Raw genomic sequence first — 22743 nt, 5'->3', positions numbered from 1 at the left:
TCACCGGCTGCGGACGACGGCCGGCAGCCAGTCGAGGACGTGCTCGGCCAGCTGCTCGGGGCACTGCAGCTGCGGCACGTGCCCGACGTCGGCCATCTCCAGGTACTGCCACCGCGGGTGCCGGCGGGCGACGTCCCGCGCCGCGCTGACCGGCACCAGCCGGTCGCGGTCCCCGTGCACGAGCAGCACCGGCACCTCGATGCCCGCCATCGCCCGGCGCAGCAGGCGCGGGTCGGCCAGCAGCAGGAGCAGCGACCGGGCCGCGGTGAGGAAGGCCCGGTCCATGCCGGCGACGTCCTGCCGCTGGTCGACCAGCTCCACCGAGCGCTCGATCAGCTGCGGCGGCACGGCGGCCGGGTCGACGCCGCAGAGCTCCAGCATGTCCAGGACCGACCCCCGCGCCCCGCGCTGGCGGCGCTGGGCGGCCAGGTACCGCTCCCCCACGCCGGGCAGCGCGTAGGCGAGGAACGTGCGCACGGTCCGCGGGTCGGGGCGGCCGCGCGGCCCGGGGACCGCGGGGTCGACCAGCACCAGCCCGGAGACCTTCGCCGGCGACCGCGCCGCCTCGAGGATCGAGATCATCCCGCCCATCGAGTTGCCGACGAGCACCACCGGGCCACCCACGACCTCGCGGACGAACCGGTCGAGGACGGCCACGTTGGCCCGCACCGAGGCCACCCGGTGCCCGGGCTCGCTGCGCCCGAAGCCGGGCAGGTCCAGCGCGTGCACCCGGGCGTGCGGGGTGAGCAGCGGGGCGAACAGGTCCCAGTTCAGGTGCGAGCCGCCCAGGCCGTGCACCAGGACGACGGTCGGGCCGGCGTCGTTCCCGGCGTAGTCGACGCAGTGCACCGGACCGTCGAGGTCCACGGTGCGGCTGCGCCCGCGCAGTCCGTCGTCCTCGGTTCCCACGACACCCCTCCCGCCGGCTCGGACCGCGCTCCACGCTCTCCCGAGCACGCCCGGGCCGCCACGCGACCCGCGGGCACGACGCGTGGGGCCTGTGCGTTTCCTGTGACGAGGGCCACAGCCACCGGCCGCTCGTCCAGCGCGTCGCAACAGTCAGGTGTGACCGCCCTCGCAGAGTGGTACCGAGCAGCAGGGCCCAGGAGGGCCACGACGGCGAGGAGGACGACGTGTCGCGACCGCAGGGGGAACGGTTCCGGGGTGACGGCCCGGCTCTGCCGCTCTACCTCACCGAGCCGGCACGCGGTGCGGCCGACTTCGGGCTGTTCCTCGCCGCCCGCCCGCTGATGCAGCGGCTGCCGAAGGGGGACGGGCACCCGGTGCTGGTCCTGCCGGGCCTGCTCGCCGACGACACCTCGACCCGCGCCCTGCGCTCGGTGCTGCGCCACCTCGGCTACCGCGTGCACGGCTGGCGGCTGGGGCGCAACATCGGCCCCACCGCGGCCTGCGTCGAGGGGATGCGCGACCGGCTCGACGACCTCAGCGACCGCCACGGCCGCCCGGTGAGCCTCGTGGGCTGGAGCCTGGGCGGCATCTTCGCCCGCGACCTGGCCCGCCGGACGCCGGACTCGGTCCGGCAGGTGATTACCCTGGGCACCCCGTTCCGTCTCGCCCGGCACAGCCAGAGCCGGGCGTCGCGGGCCTTCGACCGGTACTCGCACCTGCACGTCGAGCACCGGACCCTGCCGCTGGAGTCCGACGACAGCCCGCTGACGGTGCCGGCCACGTCGATCTACTCGCACTTCGACGGGATCGTGCACTGGCAGACCTGCCTGGACACCCCCGGCGAGCGCTGCGAGAACATCGCCGTCCTGGCCAGCCATCTCGGTCTGGGCCACCACCCGGCGGCGATCTGGGCGATCGCCGACCGGTTGGCGCAGCCGGAGGGCGGCTGGCGGCCGTTCCGGGCACCGCTGTTCCTGCGCCCGGCCTTCCCGCGCCCCGACGTCCCCTCGTCCCCGCGGCGCGCCGCGGCCGCCTGACCCCCCGGCCGGTCAGGGGTCGAAGTCCACCAGCACCCGCTCGAACGGCTCGGGGGCGATCTTGACGCCGCCGGAGAACGGGTGGTCCATCTCGACCGCCACGAACAGCAGGACGCCGACGAGGGCCGACAGGCTGGCGAGCATCAGGGCGTGCAGCGCCGCCCGCCGGAGGCCGAAGAGCAGGGCGAAGCCGATGGTCACGACCGCGCCGACGATCAGCGCGATCCACAGCACCGCGGGGATGGTGCGGTCCACGTAGTCGAGCCGCTGGCTGCGCAGGCTCACCAGCTCGGCCAGCCGCTCGGCCTCGGCCCCGACGAACTCCTGCTGGGCCGGCGTGGCCGCGGGCGCCGCGGCGATCGCGCTCGTCATCCCGTCCAGGACGTCACCCAGCCGCGGGTCCCCCGGTTCCCCCTCGCCCATCTGCGGCCACTCCAGCTCGATGACCCCGTCCGCGTACTGCCGGACCAGGGCGCCGAGTTCCTCCTGCGTCCCCGGGGGGAAGGCGAGGCTCTGCCGGTAGATGCCGCGCAGGGCGCTGGCCTCCTGCCCCACGATCCGCTCCGCCGAGGTGAAGTTCTCCCAGGCGACGATCACCACGAACGCGAGCAGCACGGCGTAGATGACGCCGACGACCGCGATGATGAACCCGACCACCTCGTTGTGGTCGCCCTCCGCCAGAGCCGGCCACCGGCGGCGGATCCCCCACTGCATGAGCAGCACGACGGCGGGCAGGACGACCACCAGCAGGACGAAGACCACCCAGGTGGGCATGTTGAGCAACTCGTCGGCCACGGGGACCTCCCCGGGTGGGCGACCGCGGGCGCGTCCAGCGACACTAGGGAGTACCCGAAGGAGCGGCCCAGGGACCATCGACCCTGAGCCGGGCACGGGGGTGGGCGCGGCAGGGATCGAACCTGCGACCGCTCGCTTGTAAGGCGAGAGCTCTCCCGCTGAGCTACGCGCCCCGCTCACCCAGGGTATGTGGCCCCGGGCGCCGGGACGGGGCGGAGCAGCCGGCGCGTCCGGCCACCCCACCCCGTCGGACTAGGCGGCGAGCTCCGCCACCGCGTCCTTCCACCCCTGCTGCGCGCGGGCGTCGCCGGGCTGGTTGACCTCGGCGAAGGCGATCGTGCCCTCGGCGTCGACGAGGAACGTGCCGCGCACCGCCATGCCGGCCTTCTCGTTGAAGACGCCGTAGGCCTGCGCCACCGCACCGTGCGGCCAGAAGTCCGACAGCAGCGGGAAGTCGAAGCCCTCCTGCGCCTTGAACGCCTTGAGGCTGAAGACCGGGTCGGTGCTGATCGCCAGCACCCGCACGCCGGCGTCGGTGTAGGTGGCCAGCTCGTCGCGAAGCTGGCACAGCTCGCCGGTGCAGATGCCGGAGAAGGCGAAGGGGTAGAAGACCAGCAGGACGGGGGTGCCCCGCAGCTCGGCGAGGGAGACGACCTGCTTGTCCTGGTCGGGGAGGCTGAACTCGGGCGCGACGTCGCCGACGGTGAGGCTCATGGACCCGATCGTGCCCCACGTGGTGACGGGCTGGAACGGCCCCCTCGCAGGGCCCCGGCGCGAGCCTGCGAGTGGTGGGGGGGCGAGGGGTCCTCCTTCAGCGGCGGGAGCGGGCGGTCTTCGGGGTGACCAGGCGGATCCCCGACCAGTCCTTGGCCGCGGAGACGCTGCTGGTCTGGGTCAGCCCGGCGGTGGGCGCGACCTCGGTGACGTCGCTGGGCTCCACGTGCCCTGGCCGCCCCGACTTGGGGACCAGCAGCCACACCACGCCGTCGTCGGCGAGGGAGGCCAGCGCGTCGGTGAGGGCGTCGAACAGGTCGCCGTCGTCCTCGCGCCACCACAGCAGGACGACGTCGGCCACCTCGTCGGTGTCCTCGTCGACCATCTCGCCGCCGGACACCTCGACGATGGAGTCCCGCAGGTCCTCGTCGGCGTCCTCGTCCCAGCCGAGCTCCTGCACGACCATGCCCGGCTTGATGCCCAGCCGGGCCGCCATGCTGGCGCTGCCCGAGTCGACGCTCATCCCTGCTGTTCCTCCATCGGTTTCGGGGCTGGTGGCCGGTGCGCACGATCGTGCCCTGTCCGGCGGTGGGTTCCTGGGGAAGTCCTGGTGCGCACGGGGAGACGGCGGGCGGCGGACACGACCGGCGGGAACGGTCCCCGCAGCCTGGTCATGTCACCCCTTCCGTCCGTTCCGGTCTCCCTGCCCCTGGTGCTTGGGGCGCTCGACCGCCCGGTGTACCCGGCCGGCGATGGCGGAAGCGTAGGGCATGCCTGGTCAGGTGCAAGCGCTCGAAGGACGGCGTCGTTCCGACCCGCCGTCCCGACATGTGAGCCTCCGCGTGACGTGGAGGGAAGCGAAGAGAGACGATGTGCGCATGAGCGCACCGCAGCAGCCGGACGGCGACCCCGCCCGCGATGCCAGCCAGGCCCGAGCGGTCATCACCAACGGGCTGCCCAGCCAGCTGGTCGACATCGATCCCGACGAGACCCAGGAGTGGCTGGAGTCGCTGGACGCGGCCATCGAGAACGGCGGCCGAGGGCGAGCCCGCTACCTGATGCTCCGCATGCTCGAGCGCAGCCGCGAGCAGCAGGTCGGCGTCCCGTCCCTCCGCAGCACCGACTACATCAACACGATCCCGCCCGAGCGCGAGCCGTGGTTCCCCGGCGACGAGCACGTGGAGCGGCGCATCCGCGCGTACATCCGCTGGAACGCCGCGATCATGGTGCACCGCGCCCAGCGGCCGGGGATCGCCGTCGGCGGCCACATCTCCTCCTACGCGTCGTCGGCCTCCCTGTACGAGGTCGGCTTCAACCACTTCTTCCGCGGCAAGGACCACCCCGGCGGCGGCGACCAGATCTGGTTCCAGGGGCACGCCTCCCCCGGCATCTACGCCCGCGCCTTCCTCGAGGGCCGGCTGTCCGAGCAGCAGATGGACGGGTTCCGCCAGGAGGTCAGCCACCCCGGCGGCGGGCTGTCGAGCTACCCGCACCCGCGGCTGATGTCGGACTTCTGGGAGTTCCCCACCGTCTCGATGGGCCTGGGCCCGATCAACGCGATCTACCAGGCGCGGTTCAACCGCTACCTGCACTCGCGGGGCGTCAAGGACACCTCAGACCAGCACGTGTGGGCCTTCCTCGGCGACGGCGAGATGGACGAGCCGGAGTCGCTGGGCGCCATCGGCCTGGCCGCCCGCGAGGAGCTGGACAACCTCACCTTCGTCATCAACTGCAACCTGCAGCGGCTCGACGGTCCGGTGCGCGGCAACGGCAAGGTCATCCAGGAGCTCGAGTCGTTCTTCCGGGGCGCCGGCTGGAACGTCATCAAGGTGATCTGGGGCCGGGAGTGGGACCCGCTGCTGGCCGCCGACCGCGACGGCGCGCTGGTCAACCTCATGAACGTCACCCCGGACGGGGACTACCAGACGTACAAGGCCGAGGACGGCGCCTTCGTGCGCGAGCACTTCTTCGGCCGTGACCCGCGCACCCGCAAGCTCGTCGAGAGCATGAGCGACAAGGAGATCTGGGCGCTCTCCCGCGGCGGGCACGACTACCGCAAGCTCTACGCCGCCTACAAGGCCGCGGTGGAGCACAAGGGGCAGCCGACGGTCATCCTCGCCAAGACCATCAAGGGCTGGACGCTGGGCAGCCACTTCGAGGGCCGCAACTCCACCCACCAGATGAAGAAGCTGACCGCGGAGGACCTCGCCGCCTTCCGCGACCGGCTCTACCTGCCCATCCCCGACGAGGCGCTCGACAAGACCCTGCCGCCGTACTACAAGCCCGCGCCGGACTCCGACGAGATGCAGTACATGCTCGAGCGGCGCCGGACCCTGGGCGGGGCGGTCCCGCGGCGCCGGTCGGAGTTCAAGACGCTCAAGGCGCCGGAGGAGAAGGCGTTCGAGGTCCTGCGCCGCGGCTCGGGCAAGCAGGAGGTGGCGACGACGATGGCGTTCGTCCGCCTGCTCAAGGAGCTGCTCAAGGACAAGGAGCTGGGCCCGCGGTTCGTGCCGGTCATCCCCGACGAGGCGCGCACCTTCGGCATGGACTCGCTGTTCCCGACGCAGAAGATCTACTCGCCGCACGGGCAGCGCTACACCGCGGTCGACCGCGAGCTGATGCTGGCGTACAAGGAGTCCGAGCAGGGCCAGATCCTGCACGAGGGCATCAACGAGGCCGGCTCCGCGGCGTCGTTCACCGCCGTCGGGACGTCCTACGCCACCCACGGCGAGCCGATGATCCCGATCTACATCTTCTACTCGATGTTCGGGTTCCAGCGGACCGGCGACGCCTTCTGGGCCGCCGCCGACCAGATGACCCGCGGGTTCCTGCTCGGCGCCACCGCCGGCCGGACGACGCTCAACGGCGAGGGCCTCCAGCACGAGGACGGCCACTCGATCCTGCTGGCGCACACCAACCCCGCCGTCGTCACCTACGACCCGGCGTTCGGCTACGAGGTCGGGCACATCACCAAGGACGCCCTGGCCCGGATGTACGGCGAGGACCCGGGCGCCCCGCTGGGTGGCTCGCGCAGCCCCGACGTCATCTACTACCTGACCGTCTACAACGAGCCCTACAGCCAGCCGGCCGAGCCGGAGGGCCTGGACGTGGCGGGCCTGCTCGCGGGCATGTACCGGTACGCCCCCGGGCAGGGCGACGGCCCCAAGGCGCAGGTGCTCGCCTCCGGCGTCGCGGTGCCGTGGGCGCTGCGGGCGCAGGAGCTGCTGGCGAACGACTGGGGTGTCTCGGCCGACGTGTGGTCGGTGACCTCCTGGACCGAGCTGCGCCGGCAGGCCGACGAGGCCGACGAGCACAACCTCCTGCACCCGGAGGAGGAGCCGCAGGTCCCCTACGTCACGCAGCAGCTGCAGGACGCCCCGGGGCCGGTCGTGGCGGTGTCGGACTGGATGCGGGCGGTGCCCGACCTGATCGCGCCGTACGTGCCCGGCGGGATGGCGACGCTGGGCACCGACGGGTTCGGCCTGTCCGACACCCGCCCGGCGCTGCGGCGGCACTTCCACGTGGACGCCGAGTCGATCGTCGTCCGCACCCTCGGCGAGCTGGCCAAGCGCGGCGAGGTCGACCGCGACGTCGTCCGGCAGGCGGTGGAGAAGTACCAGGTCCGGGACGTGCAGGCCGCGCCGGAGGAGGAGCGGTCCGACCCCAGCCCGGCCACGTGAGGAAGGACCTCCTTGCCCCCCGCCACTCGCACGCTCGCGGCGGGACCCTGCAAGGGGGTCCAGGTCCTGCCCCTCGCTGACGACGGCCCGTCCGTGGCCGTCGTCGGCGGCGGGGTGGTGGGGTTGACCTGCGCCCTGGAGCTGGCCCGCGCCGGCTCCCGGGTGCGGGTGCACACCGCGGACCCGCCGGAGGCGACCACCTCGGCGCTGGCCGCGGCCCTGTGGTTCCCCTACCGGGCCGCCCCGGCGGACGCCGTGCTGCGCTGGGGCGCGGCGACGCTGGCGGTCCTCACCCGGCTCGCCGAAGACCCGGCGACCGGTGTCGCGGTGCGGCCCGGGACGGTGGTGCACCGCACCCCGGAGCCGGACCTGTGGTGGGCACCGGCCGTGCCGGGGCACCGGCCGGCCCGCCCCGAGGAGCTGCCGCCGGGAGCGACCGGCGGCACCCGCTGCACCCTGCCGGTGGCCGACATGGGCCGCTACCTGCCCTGGCTGGTCGGCGCCTGCCGGGCGGCGGGGGTAAACGTCGTCCCGGGCCGGGTGCAGCGGCTGGCCGACGTCCCCGGGGAGGTCGTCGTCCTGGCCGCCGGCCTGGCCTCCGGCGAGCTGGTCGGCGACGACACCCTGACGCCGGTGCAGGGGCAGGTGGTCCGGCTGGCCGACCCGGGGCTGCCCGGCTGGGTGCTGGACGAGGACGACCCCGCCGGCCTCACCTACGTGATCCCGCGCGGGTCGGACGTCGTGTGCGGCGGCACCGCGGTGGAGGGGGCCACCGGCACCGACCCGGACCCCGACGTCGAGGCGGCGCTGCTGGCGCGGGCGCGGGCGCTGGTCCCCGCGCTGGCCGACGCGCCGGTGCTCTCCCGCGCCGTCGGGCTGCGGCCGGGCCGGCCCACCGTGCGGCTCGAGCGGATCGAGGTGGAGGGCCGCCCGGTGGTCGCCTGCTACGGGCACGGCGGCTCGGGGGTCACCCTCTCCTGGGGCTGCGCCGCCGACGTGGCCGCCCTGGTCGCAGCGGAGTAGCAGGGGCGCGTTCTCCGCGCCGTGGCACTCCGATCAGGCGGGGAGGGCCTCCAGCGCCATCGCGGCGTAGAGGGCGGCGCCGTCGGGCAGCACGTCCTCGTCGAACACGACGAGGTTGGAGTGGTTGCCCGCGACCGTGGCCGGGTCCTCCCCCGGCGGGCAGGCGCCGAGGAAGGCCATCGCGCCGGGCACCCGCTCCAGCACGTAGGCGAAGTCCTCCGCGCCCATGAGCGGCTCCCGGGCGAGCACGCTGCGGTCGGCGCCGAGCAGCGCCGCCGACGTCGCCCCCACCCGCTCGGCCACCGCGGCGTCGTTCACCGTCACCGGGTAACCGCGGCGGTGCTCGAAGTCCACGGTCATCTCGTGCGCGGCGGCCACGTGCTCGGCCACCCGGCGCACCGACGCCACCATGTCCGCCCGCCGCTCCCCCGACAGCGTGCGGATGGTCCCCTCCAGGAACGCCGTGTCGGGGATGACGTTGTCGGTCGACCCGGCCGACAGGTGGGCCACGGTCAGCACCGCCGGGTCGAAGACCGGCGCCCGCCGGGTCACCGCCGCCTGCAGCGCCAGCACGATCTCCGCCGCGACCGGCACCGGGTCGGCCGCCGCGTGCGGCATCGACGCGTGGCCGCCGCGGCCGCGGACGGTCACCAGCCAGTGGTCGGCGGCGGCCATCATCGGCCCCGGGCGCACACTGACGACGCCGCTGGGCTGGGTGGCGAACACGTGCAGCGCGAACGCGCCGGACACCGGGGCCTCGGGGACGGCGTCCAGCAGCCCCTCCTCGAGCATGTACCGCGCCCCGTGGAAGCCCTCCTCCCCCGGCTGCAGCATGAGCACGACCTGGCCGGCCAGCTCGTCGCGGCGCTCGGCCAGCAGCCGGGCGGCGCCCAGGAGCATCGCGACGTGCAGGTCGTGGCCGCAGGCGTGCATCGCCCCGGGCACCTCGGAGGCGAACGGCAGGCCGGTGTCCTCGTGGACGGGGAGGGCGTCCATGTCGGCGCGCAGCAGGTACGACGGCCCCGGGCGTGCCCCCCGCAGGACGGCGACCGCCGAGCTCGTCGTCTTCCCGACCGTCACCTCCACGGGCAGCTCCGCGAGCTCGGCCAGCACGGCGGCCTGCGTGGTCGGCAGGTGCAGCCCGATCTCGGGGTGGCGGTGCAGCCGACGGCGCAGGTCGACGGTGCGGTCGGCGTCGGCACGGGCCGCGGCGAGCAACTCGGGCGCGGAGGACGGCATGCCCCCACTCTGCCCGAGGCGGTGCTCCTACGAGGCCCAGGCCGGGCGGGAGGCGTCCAGCTGCCACACCAGGGCGGTGCCCGGCCCGTCGACCGCTCCCCCGTCCTGCCCTTCCGCACGCACGCCGTCGGGGGTGACGACGACGAGCAGCCCGGCCGGCACCTCGTTCGGGGCGCGGCCCACCCACAGCCGGGCGTCGGTGCGGGCGAGGTCCACCCACCCGTCGGCTGCCGGGTGGACGACGTGGGCGGGGGCGGACGACGGGGCGGCGCTGCGCAGGTAGGTCTGCAGCACCCGGGCCCCGGCGTCCCCCGCCACCTCGTCGTGCTCCAGGCCGGTCCCCGCCCGCAGCACCGCCACGTCGCCGGTGGCCATGTCCGCGCCGTCCCCCCAGCCGTGCCGCAGCGAGCCCTCGAGCACCACGGCGACGACGTCGACCGCCCGGTGCGGGTGCCGGCCGTAGCCCGCACCGGCGGTCAGCCGGTCGTGCGCCATCCGCAGCAGCGGCCCCAGCGAGCCGTCGTCGGGCTCCAGCAGCACCTGCGACTCCAGGCTCACGCCCCCTCCCGGGGCGGCAGGGCGGCGCGGCCGCCGGGCAGCGCGCCGAAGGCCAGGGCGAGCGCGAGGGTCCAGGCCACCCCCAGCGCCCAGCCGCCGACGACGTCGGAGAGGAAGTGCACCCCGAGCCACATGCGGGTCAGCCCGACGAGCACGACGAGGGCCGCCCCGCCGGCGACCGCCCACCGGCGCCCGCGGGCCGCCAGCCGCGGCCAGGCCAGCAGCACGGCGACCGTCACGAGCGTGGCGATGCCCGAGGAGTGCCCGCTGGGGAAGCTCAGGCCGCCGTAGTGCAGCCCGCCGTTCTCGAACGCCGGCCGCACCCGGCCGACGAGGTCCTTGAGCAGCACGGTGAGCGGGCTGACGGTCACGTTCGCGACGACCACGAAGGCCGCCGTCCACCAGGCGCGACGGGCCCCCAGCCAGAAGAGCAGCGGCAGGGAGACCAGCACCCGGAACCAGACCACGCCGGGCGTGGTGAGCACCTCGAGCAGCAGGTCGGTGGCCGCCGAGCGGTCGTCGCCGGCGTAGAGCGCCCGGCTGACCGCCTCGTCCAGGCGGACCTGCGGCGCGAAGCCCACCAGCACGCCGGCACCGAGCGCGCCCACCACGGCGACGCACCCGCCGACGGCGGCCAGCGCCCACCGGCGGGCGGTCCCCGCCCTGTCCGCCCGGAGCACCGCCACGTCCCCACTGTCCCCGACCGGGGGACGACGTGACCACCGGCCCCTCCGGGGTGTCCGACCCCCGTGACAAGGTGGGTCCGTGCTCGACCGGGACGACCGTCGCCCGCCGTCCGCCGCGACCCTGCGGCGGCTGGAGCGTGCCTCCGGCTCCCTGGCCACCCGCGCCGTGGCGCGGATGGACGAGGTCCTCCCCTGGTTCCGCACCATGCCGGCCGACCAGCGCTCGTGGGTGATGCTCGTGGCGCAGGCCGGCATCGCCTCGCTCGTCGAGTGGTGCCGCACCCCGACGCGGCCGCCGCGGCTGACCGGCGAGGTCTTCGGCGCCGCGCCGCGCGAGCTGGCCCGCGTCGTCCCCCTCAAGCACACGGTGGACCTGATCAAGGTGACCGTGGAGGTGATGGACGACTTCGTGGAGTCCGTCGCCGAGCCGGGGGACGCCGACGCGCTGCGCCTGGCCGTGCTGCAGTTCAGCCGGGAGGTCGCCTTCGCGACGGCGCACGTCTACGCGACCTTCGCCGAGAGCCGGGGCGCCTGGGATGCGCGGCTCGAGGCGCTCGTGGTGGACGCGCTGGTCCGCGGCGAGCGCACCGAGGAGCTGTCCGGGCGGGCCTCGGCCCTGGGCTGGGCGGCGATGAGCCCGGTCACCGTCGTCGTGGGAGCCGCCCCGCCGGACGGGGACGCGCACGCCGCCACCCGCCGGGCCGCACGGCAGATGCGCAGCGAGGTCCTCGTCGGGGTGCACGCCGACCAGCTGGTCGTCGTCCTCGGCGGGACCGAGGACCTGGAGGCGGTCGCCGAGCGGGTCAGCGACGAGTTCGGCCCCGGACCGGTGGTCACCGGGCCGGTCGTCGACGCGCTCGGCCGGGCCGGGGACTCCGCCGCCGCCGCCCTCGCCGGCCTGCGCGCCGCGCGCGCCTGGCCCGGGGCGCCCCGCCCGGTCCCCGCGGACGCGCTGCTCCCCGAGCGCGCCCTGGACGGCGACCCCACGGCGCGGGCCACCCTGCGGGAGCGGGTCGCGCTGCCGCTGCAGACCGCCGGCGGCGAGGTGCTGGAGACGGTCCGGGCGGTGCTGGCCAGCGGCGGCAACCTCGAGGCCAGCGCGCGGGCTCTCTTCGTCCACCCGAACACCGTCCGGTACCGGCTGCGGCGGGCCACCGAGCTCACTGGCATGTCGGCCACCGACCCCCGCGGGGGCTGGACGCTGCAGGTCGCCCTCGCCCTCGCCGCCCTCGACGAGGACCGTTCCCTCTGGCACTGAGCCGTCCGGATCAGTGTGGTTCCCACCACGGGCTCTCGCAGAACGCGCCCGGGATCCGGCTTCCGTTGTAGGAACCCTCCAAAGAGGAGCCCGGTGGTTTCGTGCCGTTCACCACCGCGTCACCCGGCCTCGTCTGCAACGGTGAGGGACGTGCTGGCCGTCCTCGCCCCCGGACAGGGTGCCCAGAAGCCCGGGATGCTCACCGACTGGCTCGAGCTGCCCGGCGCCGAGTCCTTCTTCCGATGGGCCGGCGCCATCGCCGACGCCGACCTCCTCACGCTGGGCACGACCGGCGACGCGGAGGCGATCAAGGACACCGCGGTGACCCAGCCGCTCGTGGTGGCGATGAGCCTGTTCATCGCCCAGGAGCTCGGCGGCCTGCCGGGCCCCGTGGCGCACACGCCGCAGGCCGGCCGGGACGTCGTCATCACCGGCCACAGCGTCGGGGAGCTGACCGCCGCGGCCCTGGCCGGGGTGCTCAGCGTCGAGGCGGCGATCGCGCTGACCGCCGTCCGCGGCCGGGCCATGGCCGCCGCCTGCGCGCAGACGCCCACCGGGATGTCCGCCGTCCTCGGCGGGGACCCCGACGAGGTCGCCAAGGCGCTGGACGTGCACGGCCTGGTCCCGGCCAACGTGAACGGCGGCGGCCAGGTCGTCGCCGCCGGCCCGGTCGACGGGCTGGCCGCCCTCAAGGCCGACCCGCCGGCCAAGGCGCGGATCGTCCCGCTGTCGGTCGCCGGCGCCTTCCACACCGAGTACATGGCCTCCGCCCGCGCCGAGCTCGAGGGCCTGGTCGGCGGGCTGCGGCCGGCCGACCCCAGCCGGCTGCTGCTGTCCAACGCCGACGGCGCGGCGGTGACCTCCGGCAGCGAGGCGCTGTCCCGGCTGGTCAGCCAGGTCACCAGCCCGGTGCGGTTCGACGCCTGCCTGGCGACCCTGCGCGACCTCGGCGTCACCGCCGCGATCGAGCTGCCGCCGGCCGGGGCGCTGGCCGGGCTGGCCAAGCGGGAGTGGAAGGGCGCGGGCATCGACGTCCTGGCGGTCAGCGGCCCGGCCGACCTCGACCGCGCCCGCGAGCTGATCGAGGCCGAGCGCGGCCGGGCCGAGGCCGTGCACCTGCCGGACTGGCGGGTCGTCGTCTCCCCGGTGCGCGGCACGGTCAGCCCCGCCGACGTCGCGGAGGGCACCCGGCTGCCGGCCGGCACCCCGCTGGGCCGCATCCGCAGCCGCCGCGAAGAGGTCAACGTCTCAGCCGGGTACGACGGGGTACTCGCCGAGTGGCTCGTGCACGAGGGAGACCTGGTCGACGCAGGCGACCCGATCGCCCGTCTCTACCCGGAGGTGTCGGAGTGACCATCACGCTTCGCGAGGGCGCGCCCGGCGCCCGGCTGCTGGGCCTGGGTGCCTACCGCCCGCGCCGGCGGGTGACCAACGACGAGCTCGCCCAGGTGATGGACACCAACGACGAGTGGATCCGCACCCGCGTCGGCATCGCCGAGCGCCGCTGGGCCTCGGAGGACGAGTCGCTCGTCGAGATGGCCGTCGCGGCCGGGGGCAAGGCGCTGGCCGCCAGCGGGCTGTCCCCCGACCAGGTCGACCTGGTGATCGTCGCCAGCGCCAGCCTGCGCGCGCCGATCCCGGGCATCGGCCCGCAGGTCGCCTACCGGCTGGGCATCCCGCGGCCGGGGTCGTTCGACCTCAACGCCGGGTGCGCCGGCTTCTGCTACGCGCTCGGGGTCGCCTCCGACGCCATCCGCACCGGGTCGGCGCGGCACGCGCTCGTCGTCGGGGCCGAGCGCCTCACCGACGTCACCGACCTCACCGACCGGTCGACCGCGGTGATCTTCGCCGACGGCGCCGGCGCGGCGGTGCTCGGCCCGTCGGACGAGCCGGCGGTCGGCCCGGTGGTCTGGGGCAGCGACGGCGACCAGCACAACGCCATCGAGATCGCCGCCGGCAGCTCCACGATGACCATGGCCGGCCAGGCCGTGTACCGGTGGGCGACCACCCGCCTGACCGAGACGCTGGTCGAGGCGATGGCCGCCGCCGGCGTCGGCCCGGAGGACATCGACGTCTTCGCCCCGCACCAGGCCAACCTGCGCATCGTCGAGTCGATGACCAAGCGGCTCGGGTTCGGCGAGCGCACCGTCGTCGCCCGCGACATCGTGCAGGCCGGCAACACCTCCGCCGCCTCCATCCCGCTGGCGCTGACCGCGCTGCTGGAGTCCGGTGAGGCCAAGAGCGGGGACCTGACCCTGGTGCTCGGCTACGGCGCCGGGCTCACCTTCGCCGGTCAGGTGTTCCGCCTGCCCTGACGGGCACTACAGACCCTCGGGCCACAGGGGCCCGACGGCGGGACCCCCCGCCCACCCGAGAGAGAGGACCTTGCGAGTGAGCGAGGACATCCAGACCGGTCTGGCCGAGATCCTGGAGGAGGTCGCCGGGGTCGCACCGGCCGACGCCACGCCGGAGAAGTCCTTCACCGAGGACCTCGACGTCGACTCCTTGTCGATGGTCGAGATCGCCACCGCGGTCGAGGACAAGTTCGGCGTCGCCATCCCCGACGACGAGCTCGGCAACATCAAGACCGTCGGCGACGCCATGAGCTACATCCAGAAGAACCGGGGCTGACAGAAGTACCCCCGCCCCCACCGCTTGCCCGCTCCCAGCGGGCAGCTGCAGGGGGGCCGCCCCCGACCCCCGGCCGCACGTCCCAGGAGGAACCCGTCATGAGCACGTCTGTCGGCGACGTCGTCGTCACCGGTCTCGGCGCCACCACGCCGCTCGGAGGCGACGTCGCGACCACCTGGGAGGCACTGCTGGCCGGGCGGTCGGGGGTTCGTCGCCTCGACGACGACTGGGTCAAGCAGTTCCCGGCCCAGCTGGCCGCGACCCTGGCCACCGATCCCGCCGAGCAGATCGACCGGGTGCGCGCCCGCCGGCTGGACCGCAGCCAGCAGGTCGCGGTGGTCGCCGCCGAGGAGGCCTGGCGCGAATCGGGTGCCGCCGACGCCGGCGTCGCCCCCGAGCGGGTCGCCGTCGTGTTCGGCACCGGCATCGGCGGTGCGCTCACCCTGCTCGGCCAGGACGACGTCCTGGAGGAGAAGGGGCCCAAGCGGGTCTCGCCCTTCACCATCCCGATGCTCATGCCCAACGGCCCGGCGGCGGCGGTCGGCCTGGCCGTGGGCGCCAAGGGCGGCGTGCACGCCCCGGTCAGCGCCTGCGCCTCGGGCGCCGAGGCGATCCGCTGGGGCCTGGACCTCATCCGCTTCGACCGCGCCGACGTCGTCCTCGTCGGCGGCGCCGAGGCCGTCGTCCACCCGCTGCCGATGGCCGGGTTCGCCGCGATGCGGGCCATGAGCACTCGCAACGACGAGCCCGAGCGCGCCTCCCGGCCCTTCGACAAGGCCCGCGACGGCTTCGTCCTCGGCGAGGGCGCGGCCGCGCTGGTGCTGGAACGGGCCGACAACGCCGAGGCGCGGGGCGCCCGCGTCCACGCCCGGCTGGCCGGCGCCGGCGCGACGGCGGACGGGTACGACCTGGTCGCCCCGCACCCCGAGGGCGAGGGCGCCGGCCGCGCGATCGCCGCCGCCATCCGGGACGCCGGGCTCACCCCCGCCGACATCGGCCACGTCAACGCGCACGCCACCTCCACGCCGGTGGGCGACACCGCCGAGGCCGCCGCGATCCGCAGCGCGATCGGCGAGCACGTGCTGGTCACCGCCACCAAGAGCCAGACCGGGCACCTGCTCGGCGCGGCCGGGGCGCTGGAGTCGGTCTTCACGATCCTCGCCCTGCGCGAGCAGGTCGTGCCGGCGACGGCCAACCTCGACGACCCGGACGACGACGCCGCCGTCCAGGCCCTCGACATCGTGCGCCGCGAGCCGCGGCGCGCCCAGCTGTCCGCCGCCGTCAACGACTCCTTCGGCTTCGGCGGGCACAACATCGCCGTGGTGTTCACCACCGCCTGACGAAGGACCCCCTCGCCTGACGGGGCCGGCACCGCCTGTGTGCCGGTCCCGCGATGACGCCTGCCCAGGCACGCCCGACCCGGAGAGGCCCGGAGATCCCGTGACCACCCTGTCCCCCGCCCCCGCCCCGACCGCCGTGGACCCCCGCGACCCGGAGGACCGGCTCCAGCGGTTCTTCGACGCCGGCTCGATGACCCTGCTGCTGCCCCGCGACACCTCCGGCGTCGTGGCCGCCCGCGGCACGGTGTCGGGCACCCCGGCGGTCGCCTACTGCACCGACGCCACGGTCATGGGCGGCGCGATGGGGCTCGACGGCTGCCGGCACATCGTCGACGCCATCGACACCGCCCTGCGGGAGCGGGTGCCGGTCGTGGGGATCTGGCACTCCGGCGGCGCCCGGCTGGCCGAGGGCGTGACGGCGCTGCACGCGGTCGGCGAGGTCTTCGAGGCGATGGTGCGGGCCTCCGGGCGGGTCCCGCAGATCTCGGTGGTGCTCGGCCCCGCGGCCGGTGGCGCCGCCTACGGGCCGGCGCTGACCGACCTGGTGATCATGGCGCCCGCCGGCCGGGTGTTCGTCACCGGGCCCGACGTCGTCCGCTCGGTGACCGGCGAGGAGGTCGACCAGGAGCAGCTGGGCGGCCCGGACACCCACGGCCGGCGCAGCGGCGTCGTCCACGTGGTGACCGGGTCCGAGCAGGCGGCGCTGGACACCGCCCGCGAGGCGGTCGACCTGCTGGCCGCGCAAGGCTCCTTCGCCCCGGCCGCCGGGGAGCCCGAGGTCGACCTGCGGGCGCTGCTGCCCGAGCAGCCGCAGCGCGCCTACGACGTCAAGCCGCTGGTCGCCGCGGTGCTCGACGGCCCCGGCCTCGAGCTGCACCCGCGGTGGGCGCCGAACATCGTGACCACCCTGGGCCGGCTGGCCGGGCGGACGGTCGGGGTCGTCGCCAACAACCCGCTGCGCCTGGGCGGCTGCCTGGACTCCGCGTCGGCCGAGAAGGCGGCCCGCTTCGTGCGGATGTGCGACGCCTTCGGCGTCCCCCTGGTGGTCCTCGTGGACGTCCCGGGCTACCTGCCCGGCGTCGGCCAGGAGTGGGACGGCGTGGTGCGGCGCGGCGCCAAGCTGCTGCACGCCTTCGCCGAGGCGGTGGTGCCCCGGGTGACGCTGGTGACCCGCAAGTCCTACGGCGGCGCCTACATCGCGATGAACGCCCGCTCGCTGGGCGCGACGGCGGTGCTCGCCTGGCCCGGGGCCGAGGTCGCCGTGATGGGCGCCAAGGCGGCCGTGGGCATCCTGCACCGGAAGAAGCTGGCGGCCGTCCCGCCGGCCGAGCGGGAGGCGCTGCACGCGCAGCTGGCGGCCGAGCACGAGCGGATCGCCGGCGGGGTGAACCGGGCGCTGCAGATCGGCGTCGTCGACGAGGTGGTCGAGCCGTCGCGGACCAGGGGCCGGCTGATCGAGGCGCTGGCGTCGGCGCCGGCCGGGCGCGGCGCGCACGGCAACATCCCGCTGTAGCAGGAGGACCCGGTCGCAGACGCAGATCGTCCGGACGCCGCTTCCCCGACGACGTCCGGACGACCGGTCCCGAGCCTACGACGGCAGGGCCGGAGCCCTCAGCTCGTCGTAGTCGGATCGTGATGTGGCCCCGCTGCAGGGTCCCGCCGCGAGCTTGCGAGCGGCGGGGGGCAGCGGGGTCCTTTCAGACGACCTGGTGGAGCCAGGTGATGGGGCTGCCGTCGCCGGCGTGCCGGTAGACCTCGAGGTCGGCGTCCCAGGCCGCACCGAGGAGCTCGTCGACACCGTGCCGGAACGCCTCGATGGACGTCGCCGTGGCGGCCAGGTGGCGCAGCTGCTGCTCGGTGACGATGAGGTCACCGTTGGCGCTCGTGGGTGCCCGGAAGACGCCGTGCCCGGGCACGTACGACATGCGCTCGCCGTCGTTGCCGTGGCTGGCTTCCTCGGTCACCTCGAAGCGCAGCATGGGCCACGCGCGCAGCGCAGCCACCAGCTTCGCCCCCGTCCCGGGGGCGCCGGTCCAGGCGACCTCGGCACGGTAGGAACCGTGTGCCGCGGGCTGGTCGGCCCACGACAGGGAGACCGGCGCGCCGACGACGCGTTCGAGCGCCCACTCGACGTGCTGGCAGAGCGCCTTCGGGCACGCGTGCACGAAGACGACACCCTGGGTAGACCGTCGCTGCACGGGGCACCTCCATCGACTCGATCGGTCTCGTCTTCCCCAACGGACGATCGATTCGGTGACAGGCTGTGTTCGACGGTTGTGGACCAGGGGTCCCGGGAACAGTTTGCACGATGGTCACCCGATCGCGCCAGTGCGGGCGGGACCAATGAGTCACATGTGACGGATGGTCACCGCCTGAGCCTCTATGTGCTGGTCAGCGGGCCATACCACGCCGGTGGGACCGGCGTCCAGCACCGCCCCTCCACCCACACGCCATCCACAGGATCTCCCCCGCAGACCCACAAGTGGATCCCCAACCAGCCTCCGCTCGGGGAACGTTGATCACCCAGCGTAGCGATCAGGGGCCTGCGGACACGGGGAGCGACGCTGCCGTCAAGCACCGAGCGTGGCCTGGAGGTCCTCCCGCGGGACCACCCGCGTGGCGCGGAACGGCAGGCCCTCGGCGCCCGGCTCTGTCCAGTCCACGTCGACCACCTGGCCCGCCCGCAGGGTCCCCTCCGAGGGGCCCTCGACGACCGCGGCGTCCACCCAGCACCCGCCCGGCAGGTCGGGCGCCTCGACGAGGCCGGCCCGGCGGGCGTCGTCCCAGCGGATGACGGTCCCCCGCGTCGTGCCGCTGCGTGTCATGGGTCCAGGCTGCGCGGCCGGCGTCCGCCGGACAAGCCCACCGTCCACGCCTCGCCGGCGCCCGGCCGGGGTAGGGGCGCCGCATGGTGCGACAGCAGAGCAGCGGACGACACCGGGGCATGGCCGACGCCGGGCGGGACGAGGTCGCCGCGATGGTGCTCGGCGCGTGGGACGCCTTCCTCGACCAGGCCTCGGCCGTCGACCTCCACCGGCCGACCCGGCTGCCCGGGTGGCGGGTGCACGAGGTGTGCGTGCACCTCGGCTGCTGGGACGACCACGCCGCGCTGGCCGACCTGGTCGCCTCGGCGCGGGCCGGCGGGGCCGGGACGCCGCCGGACGTCGACGCCACCAACGCCCGGGTGACCGCCGCGCACCGCGACGCTCCCCGCGCGGAGGTGCTCGAGGCCCTGCGCCGCAACCGGGACGCCACCGCCCGCTACCTGTCCGACGAGCCGGTCGAGCTCGACACCGCCCCGGCGGTCGCTGTCGTCGGCCGGCTGCCGCTGCTCAGCGTCGTCCTGGGCCAGGCCTACGAGCTCGCCGTGCACGGCCTCGACCTGGCCGACGCGGGGGCGCCACCGGTCCCCGCGCCGGTGCTGCAGGCGGGCCTCGCCGCGCTCGCCGACGTGACCGGCGCGCTGGCGGCGGCGAGCGGGATCACCGGGGGCGCCGGCCTGGCCACCCCGGACGGCGGCTGGCGGTTCGCCGCCGACGAGGACGGCTGGACCGTCCGGCGGCTGCCGCCCGGCCGGCCGACGGGGACGGCGGTGGAGGCGCCGGCCGATCTGCTGCTCGAGGCGGCGTCCGGCCGGGTCAACCCCGTCGTCGCGGTGGCCCGCCGCCGCCTGCGCGTGCACGAGATCAGCGGGCTGCTGGCGCTGGCGCCCATCGTGCAGTCCGCTCCGGGCATCCCCGGCGGGCCGATCCTGCAGCTGGCCGCGCAGACCCTCGGCGGCGTGGGCGGGCTCCTCGGCCGGTTGCGGGGCCGCCGCTAGCCGGACCGGGGCCCGGCGGTCAGCAGCCGCCGGTCAGCAGCCGCCGGTGGCGATGCCGTGCTCGTGCAGCCACGGCACCGGGTTGACCCGGCTGGCGTAGAGCCCGCCCTGGTGCACCTCGAAGTGCAGGTGCGGGCCGGTGGACTGGCCCTTGTTGCCGACCTCGGCGATCTGCTGGCCTGCGGTCACCACCTGGCCGGCGCTGACGAAGAAGCGGTTCACGTGGCCGTAGAGGGTGATCTGGCCGTCCCCGTGCTGCACGTACACCGCCTGCCCGAACCCGCTGGCCGGGCCGGCCTGGAGCACGACGCCGTCCTCCGGCACGTGGATCGGGGTGCCGATGGGCGCGGCGATGTCGATGCCCTGGTGCTGGGTGCCCCAGCGCGCGCCGTAGCAGGAGGTGACCCGGCCGGCGGTGGGCATGGCGGTGGCGCTCTGCGCGGCGGACACCGCCTGCGCCTGCGTCTGGCGCTGGTCCCAGGCCGCGCCGGGGTCCGCGGCACCCTGGGCGGCGAGCAGCCGCTCCCCCGCCTGCCGCAGCTGCTCCTCCAGGGAGGCCTTCTCCGCGGTGCGGGCGTCGAACTCCGCCTGGGCCGCGGCCAGGTGGGCGTCGGCGGCGGCCTGCGCCTCGTCGGCGGCCCGGGCGGCCCCGTCGAGCCGGGTGACGGCCTCGCCCGCGGCGCGGTCGGCCTCCGCGACCCGCTGCTGGACGGCGAGGAACTCCTGGAGCTGGGCGGCGCGGTGGTCGCCGATGACCTCCATCGTGGCGGCCTGCTGCAGCAGCTCGGTCGGGTTCTGCGCGTCGAGCAGGAGCTCCATGTCGCCGTACCGGGTGTCGCCGCCCATGTAGGCCCGGCGGCCCAGGTCACCGATGGCCTGCTCGGCGCCGACGACGTCGGCCTGGGCGTCGGCGAGCTCGGCGGCGGTCCGCTCGGCCTCGGCCTGCGCCTGGGTGAGCTGGGCGCGCGCGACCAGCGCGGCGTCCGCCGCGGCCTCGGCCTCCACGGTCATCCGCTGCAGCTGCTCCTCGGCGGCGCGCACCTGCTCCCCGATGCGGGCCACCTGTGCGGTCAGCTCCTCCTGCTCGGAGGAGGCGGGGGTGGCGGGCGCGGCGAGCGCGGCCGGAGTGCCGGCCAGCAGACCCGCTGCAGCGGCGGCGACGAGCAGGGCCCGGCGGCCTCGGCGGGGGGCGGTTGCACGGTCGAGCAGGCTGGTGCGGTGGTGCAGGGTCGCCAAGGCGACGGTTCTCCCATCCTCGCGGCCGCCTACCGGGTTAGCTGACGGGTTCGGGCCGGACGGCGCCCTACCCGCCCGCGCGCAGCGCAGGCAGGACTCACCCCAGTGGATCGGTGGGTCCCCGGTCCGCCTCGACCCCGAGGGGCCTGCGGCGGTTCGGCGGGGCCTGGCCGAGGCCCTCGGTTCCCGAGGAGCTGAGCCCGGCGAGGCCGTCGGGAAAGCTACTACGGATGCGACAGGGGGTCACGATCGGGTAACACCCCCGGCGCGCCTCCTTGCCCGGGAGGGTGACCCCCGGCTACGGCCCGTGCCCGGACGACCCCGCTCCGCTGAGCCCGGACGCTACCGGCCGGCCGGAGCGGGCACCCCGTCGCCCACCTGCACCGACTCCGGTAGACGTGGTGCGTGCCCCCGACCGCGAGCGCGCGCCGTGCCCGCGCCCGAGGACGCGGCGGACCGTCGGCGTGAGATCCCGCACACGATCCTCCGACACGCCGCCGACACGCCGGGCCCGGCGGCGCGGCCTGGTGGTGCTGTGCGCGACCGAGATCACCAGCTGGGGCGTCCTCTACTACGCCTTCCCGGTCGCCCTGCACGACATCACCGCCGACACCGGCTGGTCGGCGCCGACGGCGTCGGCGGCGTTCTCGGGGGGACTCGTGGTCTCCGCGCTGGCCGGGATCCCGGTGGGCCACTGGCTCGACCGGCACGGGCCCCGCCGGGTGATGACGGCCGGCTCGCTGCTCGCGGTGCCCGCGACGGTCGGCATCGCCCTGGCGCCGAGCTACGGCTGGTTCCTGGCGGCGTGGCTGGTCGCCGGCGTCGCGATGGCCGCAGTGTTCTACCAGGCCGCGTTCACCGCGCTGGCCCGCTGGTACGGGGAGGACCGGGTGCGGGCGCTCACCGCCCTGACCCTGGCGGCCGGGCTGTCCAGCACGGTGTTCGCGCCGCTGACCGACGCGCTGCTCGCCGGCCTCTCCTGGCGGCAGACCTACCTGGTCCTGGCCGCGGTGCTGGCCGTCGTCACCGTCCCGCTGCACGCCGTCGTCCTGCCCGCGGCGTGGGCCCGACCGCGGTCGGGCACCCCGGAGGGCCACCGCGGGGTCCCGCCCGAGGTCCGGACGGCGGGGTTCCTGCTGCTGGCCGCGGCGCTGACGCTCACCGCGTTCGGCCTCTACGCGGCCAGCCTCACCCTCATCCCCCTCCTGACCGGCCGCGGGTTCTCCAGCACCCTGGCGGCCACCACCCTCGGCCTGCTGGGCGCCGGACAGCTCCTCGGCCGGCTCGGGTACGCGCCGCTGGCGCGCCGGACCTCCCCGGCCGGCCGCGCCGTGGTCATCGTGCTGGCCTCGGCCGGGACGATCGCCCTGCTCGCCGGGCTGCCCGGACCCGCGGCCCTGCTGGTCACGGCCTCCGTGCTCGCCGGTGCCGCGCGCGGCGCGGGAACGCTGCTGCAGGCCACCGTCGTCGCCGAGCGCTGGGGCGCGGCCCGCTACGGCACGGTCGGGGGGTACCTGGCCGCGCCGATCACCCTCGCCACCGCCGTGGCGCCGTGGGCGGGGACGGCCCTGGCCGAGGTCCTGGGCGGCTACCCCGCCGCGTTCTGGGTGCTGGCCGCGCTCGTCCTCGGGGCCGCCGGCGCCGCCGTCCTCAGCTACCGCGGGGAGGGCGGCCACGGGGGCACGCCCGGGACGGCGTCTGGCAGGCTGGAGGCTCCGGGGCGGTAGCTCAGCCGGTCAGAGCATGGGACTCATAATCCCTGGGTCGTGGGTTCGAGCCCCACCCGCCCCACCCTTGTTCTGTGCTATCTCGGCTGG

21 protein-coding genes, 2 tRNA genes and 1 riboswitch are annotated in these 22743 nt (G+C 75.4%); of the genes, 12 read left to right on the top strand and 11 right to left on the bottom strand.

What is annotated here, in order from left to right; translation table 11 throughout:
* Positions 1-909 (bottom strand): alpha/beta fold hydrolase, encoded by a 909-nt coding sequence (locus ACI789_RS15490; RefSeq protein WP_457010267.1) that lies wholly within the window; start codon positions 907-909, stop codon positions 1-3.
* 224 nt (positions 910-1133) lie between these two features.
* Here ACI789_RS15490 and ACI789_RS15485 point away from each other — a divergent pair, with 224 nt between their 5' ends.
* Positions 1134-1946, top strand: coding sequence for an esterase/lipase family protein (locus ACI789_RS15485; RefSeq protein ID WP_457010266.1), 813 nt, complete (start codon positions 1134-1136; stop codon positions 1944-1946).
* Positions 1947-1958: 12 nt separating this feature from the next.
* Here ACI789_RS15485 and ACI789_RS15480 read toward each other — a convergent pair whose 3' ends face one another.
* The 4 genes from ACI789_RS15480 to ACI789_RS15465 all read right to left on the bottom strand — a co-directional run bounded on the left by ACI789_RS15480 (position 1959) and on the right by ACI789_RS15465 (position 3978).
* Positions 1959-2741 (bottom strand): bestrophin-like domain, encoded by a 783-nt coding sequence (locus ACI789_RS15480; RefSeq protein WP_457010265.1) that lies wholly within the window; start codon positions 2739-2741, stop codon positions 1959-1961.
* A 101-nt stretch (positions 2742-2842) separates the two neighbouring features.
* Positions 2843-2914, bottom strand: a tRNA-Val gene (locus tag ACI789_RS15475).
* 79 nt (positions 2915-2993) lie between these two features.
* Positions 2994-3455: a peroxiredoxin gene (locus ACI789_RS15470; RefSeq protein ID WP_457010264.1), complete on the bottom strand. Its 462-nt coding sequence runs from the start codon at positions 3453-3455 to the stop codon at positions 2994-2996.
* A 97-nt stretch (positions 3456-3552) separates the two neighbouring features.
* Positions 3553-3978, bottom strand: a complete 426-nt coding sequence (locus ACI789_RS15465) for a DUF3052 domain-containing protein (RefSeq protein ID WP_456912902.1) — start codon at positions 3976-3978, stop codon at positions 3553-3555.
* 355 nt (positions 3979-4333) lie between these two features.
* Between ACI789_RS15465 and aceE the strand changes: the two genes are divergently transcribed.
* Together aceE and ACI789_RS15455 are read left to right on the top strand one after the other, a co-directional pair.
* Complete coding sequence (aceE, locus tag ACI789_RS15460) at positions 4334-7135, top strand: pyruvate dehydrogenase (acetyl-transferring), homodimeric type (protein WP_457010263.1); 2802 nt, start codon at positions 4334-4336, stop codon at positions 7133-7135.
* Positions 7136-7228: 93 nt separating this feature from the next.
* Positions 7229-8158, top strand: coding sequence for an FAD-dependent oxidoreductase (locus ACI789_RS15455; RefSeq protein ID WP_457010262.1), 930 nt, complete (start codon positions 7229-7231; stop codon positions 8156-8158).
* Positions 8159-8191: 33 nt separating this feature from the next.
* Here ACI789_RS15455 and ACI789_RS15450 read toward each other — a convergent pair whose 3' ends face one another.
* The 3 genes from ACI789_RS15450 to ACI789_RS15440 are packed head-to-tail and all read right to left on the bottom strand — an operon-like array spanning position 8192 to position 10641.
* Positions 8192-9397, bottom strand: a complete 1206-nt coding sequence (locus ACI789_RS15450; protein WP_457010261.1) for a M20 metallopeptidase family protein — start codon at positions 9395-9397, stop codon at positions 8192-8194.
* Positions 9398-9424: 27 nt separating this feature from the next.
* Positions 9425-9955 (bottom strand): pirin family protein, encoded by a 531-nt coding sequence (locus tag ACI789_RS15445; protein WP_457010260.1) that lies wholly within the window; start codon positions 9953-9955, stop codon positions 9425-9427.
* Positions 9952-10641 carry a phosphatase PAP2 family protein gene (locus ACI789_RS15440; RefSeq protein WP_457010259.1) on the bottom strand — a complete coding sequence of 230 codons (690 nt, stop codon included), beginning with the start codon at positions 10639-10641 and terminating at the stop codon, positions 9952-9954. Before ACI789_RS15440 ends, ACI789_RS15445 begins: the two co-directional genes overlap by 4 nt.
* Before the next feature lie 79 nt (positions 10642-10720).
* On the opposite strand from ACI789_RS15440, the gene ACI789_RS15435 reads away from it, so the two are divergent.
* The 6 genes from ACI789_RS15435 to ACI789_RS15410 all read left to right on the top strand — a co-directional run bounded on the left by ACI789_RS15435 (position 10721) and on the right by ACI789_RS15410 (position 17383).
* The gene (locus ACI789_RS15435; RefSeq protein WP_457010258.1) at positions 10721-11899 is read left to right on the top strand and encodes a PucR family transcriptional regulator; all 1179 of its coding nucleotides are present in this window, start codon (positions 10721-10723) and stop codon (positions 11897-11899) included.
* Between the two features lie 141 nt (positions 11900-12040).
* A complete protein-coding gene (locus tag ACI789_RS15430; protein WP_457010257.1) occupies positions 12041-13252 on the top strand; it encodes an acyltransferase domain-containing protein in 1212 nt (403 codons plus the stop codon).
* On the top strand, positions 13249-14214 hold the full coding sequence (locus ACI789_RS15425) for a beta-ketoacyl-ACP synthase III (protein ID WP_457010256.1): 966 nt from the start codon (positions 13249-13251) through the stop codon (positions 14212-14214). The genes ACI789_RS15430 and ACI789_RS15425 overlap by 4 nt, the downstream gene beginning before the upstream one ends.
* Positions 14215-14290: 76 nt before the next feature.
* Positions 14291-14530 carry an acyl carrier protein gene (locus tag ACI789_RS15420; protein ID WP_456920199.1) on the top strand — a complete coding sequence of 80 codons (240 nt, stop codon included), beginning with the start codon at positions 14291-14293 and terminating at the stop codon, positions 14528-14530.
* A gap of 98 nt (positions 14531-14628) precedes the next feature.
* Positions 14629-15870 (top strand): beta-ketoacyl-[acyl-carrier-protein] synthase family protein, encoded by a 1242-nt coding sequence (locus tag ACI789_RS15415; protein ID WP_457010255.1) that lies wholly within the window; start codon positions 14629-14631, stop codon positions 15868-15870.
* Between the two features lie 100 nt (positions 15871-15970).
* Entirely contained in the window at positions 15971-17383 is a 1413-nt protein-coding gene (locus ACI789_RS15410) for an acyl-CoA carboxylase subunit beta (RefSeq protein WP_457010254.1), read from the top strand.
* A gap of 184 nt (positions 17384-17567) precedes the next feature.
* Here ACI789_RS15410 and ACI789_RS15405 read toward each other — a convergent pair whose 3' ends face one another.
* A complete protein-coding gene (locus ACI789_RS15405) occupies positions 17568-18068 on the bottom strand; it encodes a DUF3145 domain-containing protein (protein WP_456912120.1) in 501 nt (166 codons plus the stop codon).
* Positions 18069-18440: 372 nt separating this feature from the next.
* Positions 18441-18695, bottom strand: coding sequence for a hypothetical protein (locus tag ACI789_RS15400; RefSeq protein ID WP_457010253.1), 255 nt, complete (start codon positions 18693-18695; stop codon positions 18441-18443).
* An 83-nt stretch (positions 18696-18778) separates the two neighbouring features.
* On the opposite strand from ACI789_RS15400, the gene ACI789_RS15395 reads away from it, so the two are divergent.
* Complete coding sequence (locus ACI789_RS15395) at positions 18779-19690, top strand: maleylpyruvate isomerase N-terminal domain-containing protein (RefSeq protein WP_457010252.1); 912 nt, start codon at positions 18779-18781, stop codon at positions 19688-19690.
* Between the two features lie 33 nt (positions 19691-19723).
* Here ACI789_RS15395 and ACI789_RS15390 read toward each other — a convergent pair whose 3' ends face one another.
* The gene (locus ACI789_RS15390) at positions 19724-20926 is read right to left on the bottom strand and encodes a peptidoglycan DD-metalloendopeptidase family protein (RefSeq protein WP_457010251.1); all 1203 of its coding nucleotides are present in this window, start codon (positions 20924-20926) and stop codon (positions 19724-19726) included.
* A 31-nt stretch (positions 20927-20957) separates the two neighbouring features.
* Positions 20958-21052: riboswitch (cyclic di-AMP (ydaO/yuaA leader) on the bottom strand.
* Between the two features lie 338 nt (positions 21053-21390).
* On the opposite strand from ACI789_RS15390, the gene ACI789_RS15385 reads away from it, so the two are divergent.
* Positions 21391-22653, top strand: a complete 1263-nt coding sequence (locus ACI789_RS15385; RefSeq protein WP_457010250.1) for an MFS transporter — start codon at positions 21391-21393, stop codon at positions 22651-22653.
* Positions 22644-22717 (top strand) — tRNA-Ile (locus ACI789_RS15380). Before ACI789_RS15385 ends, ACI789_RS15380 begins: the two co-directional genes overlap by 10 nt.
* The last annotated feature ends 26 nt before the right edge of the window (positions 22718-22743 follow it).

Source organism: Geodermatophilus sp. SYSU D00965, from assembly GCF_054050075.1.
The sequence above is the reverse complement of the archived record's forward strand: the minus strand, read 5'-3'. Positions and strand labels throughout refer to the sequence as shown.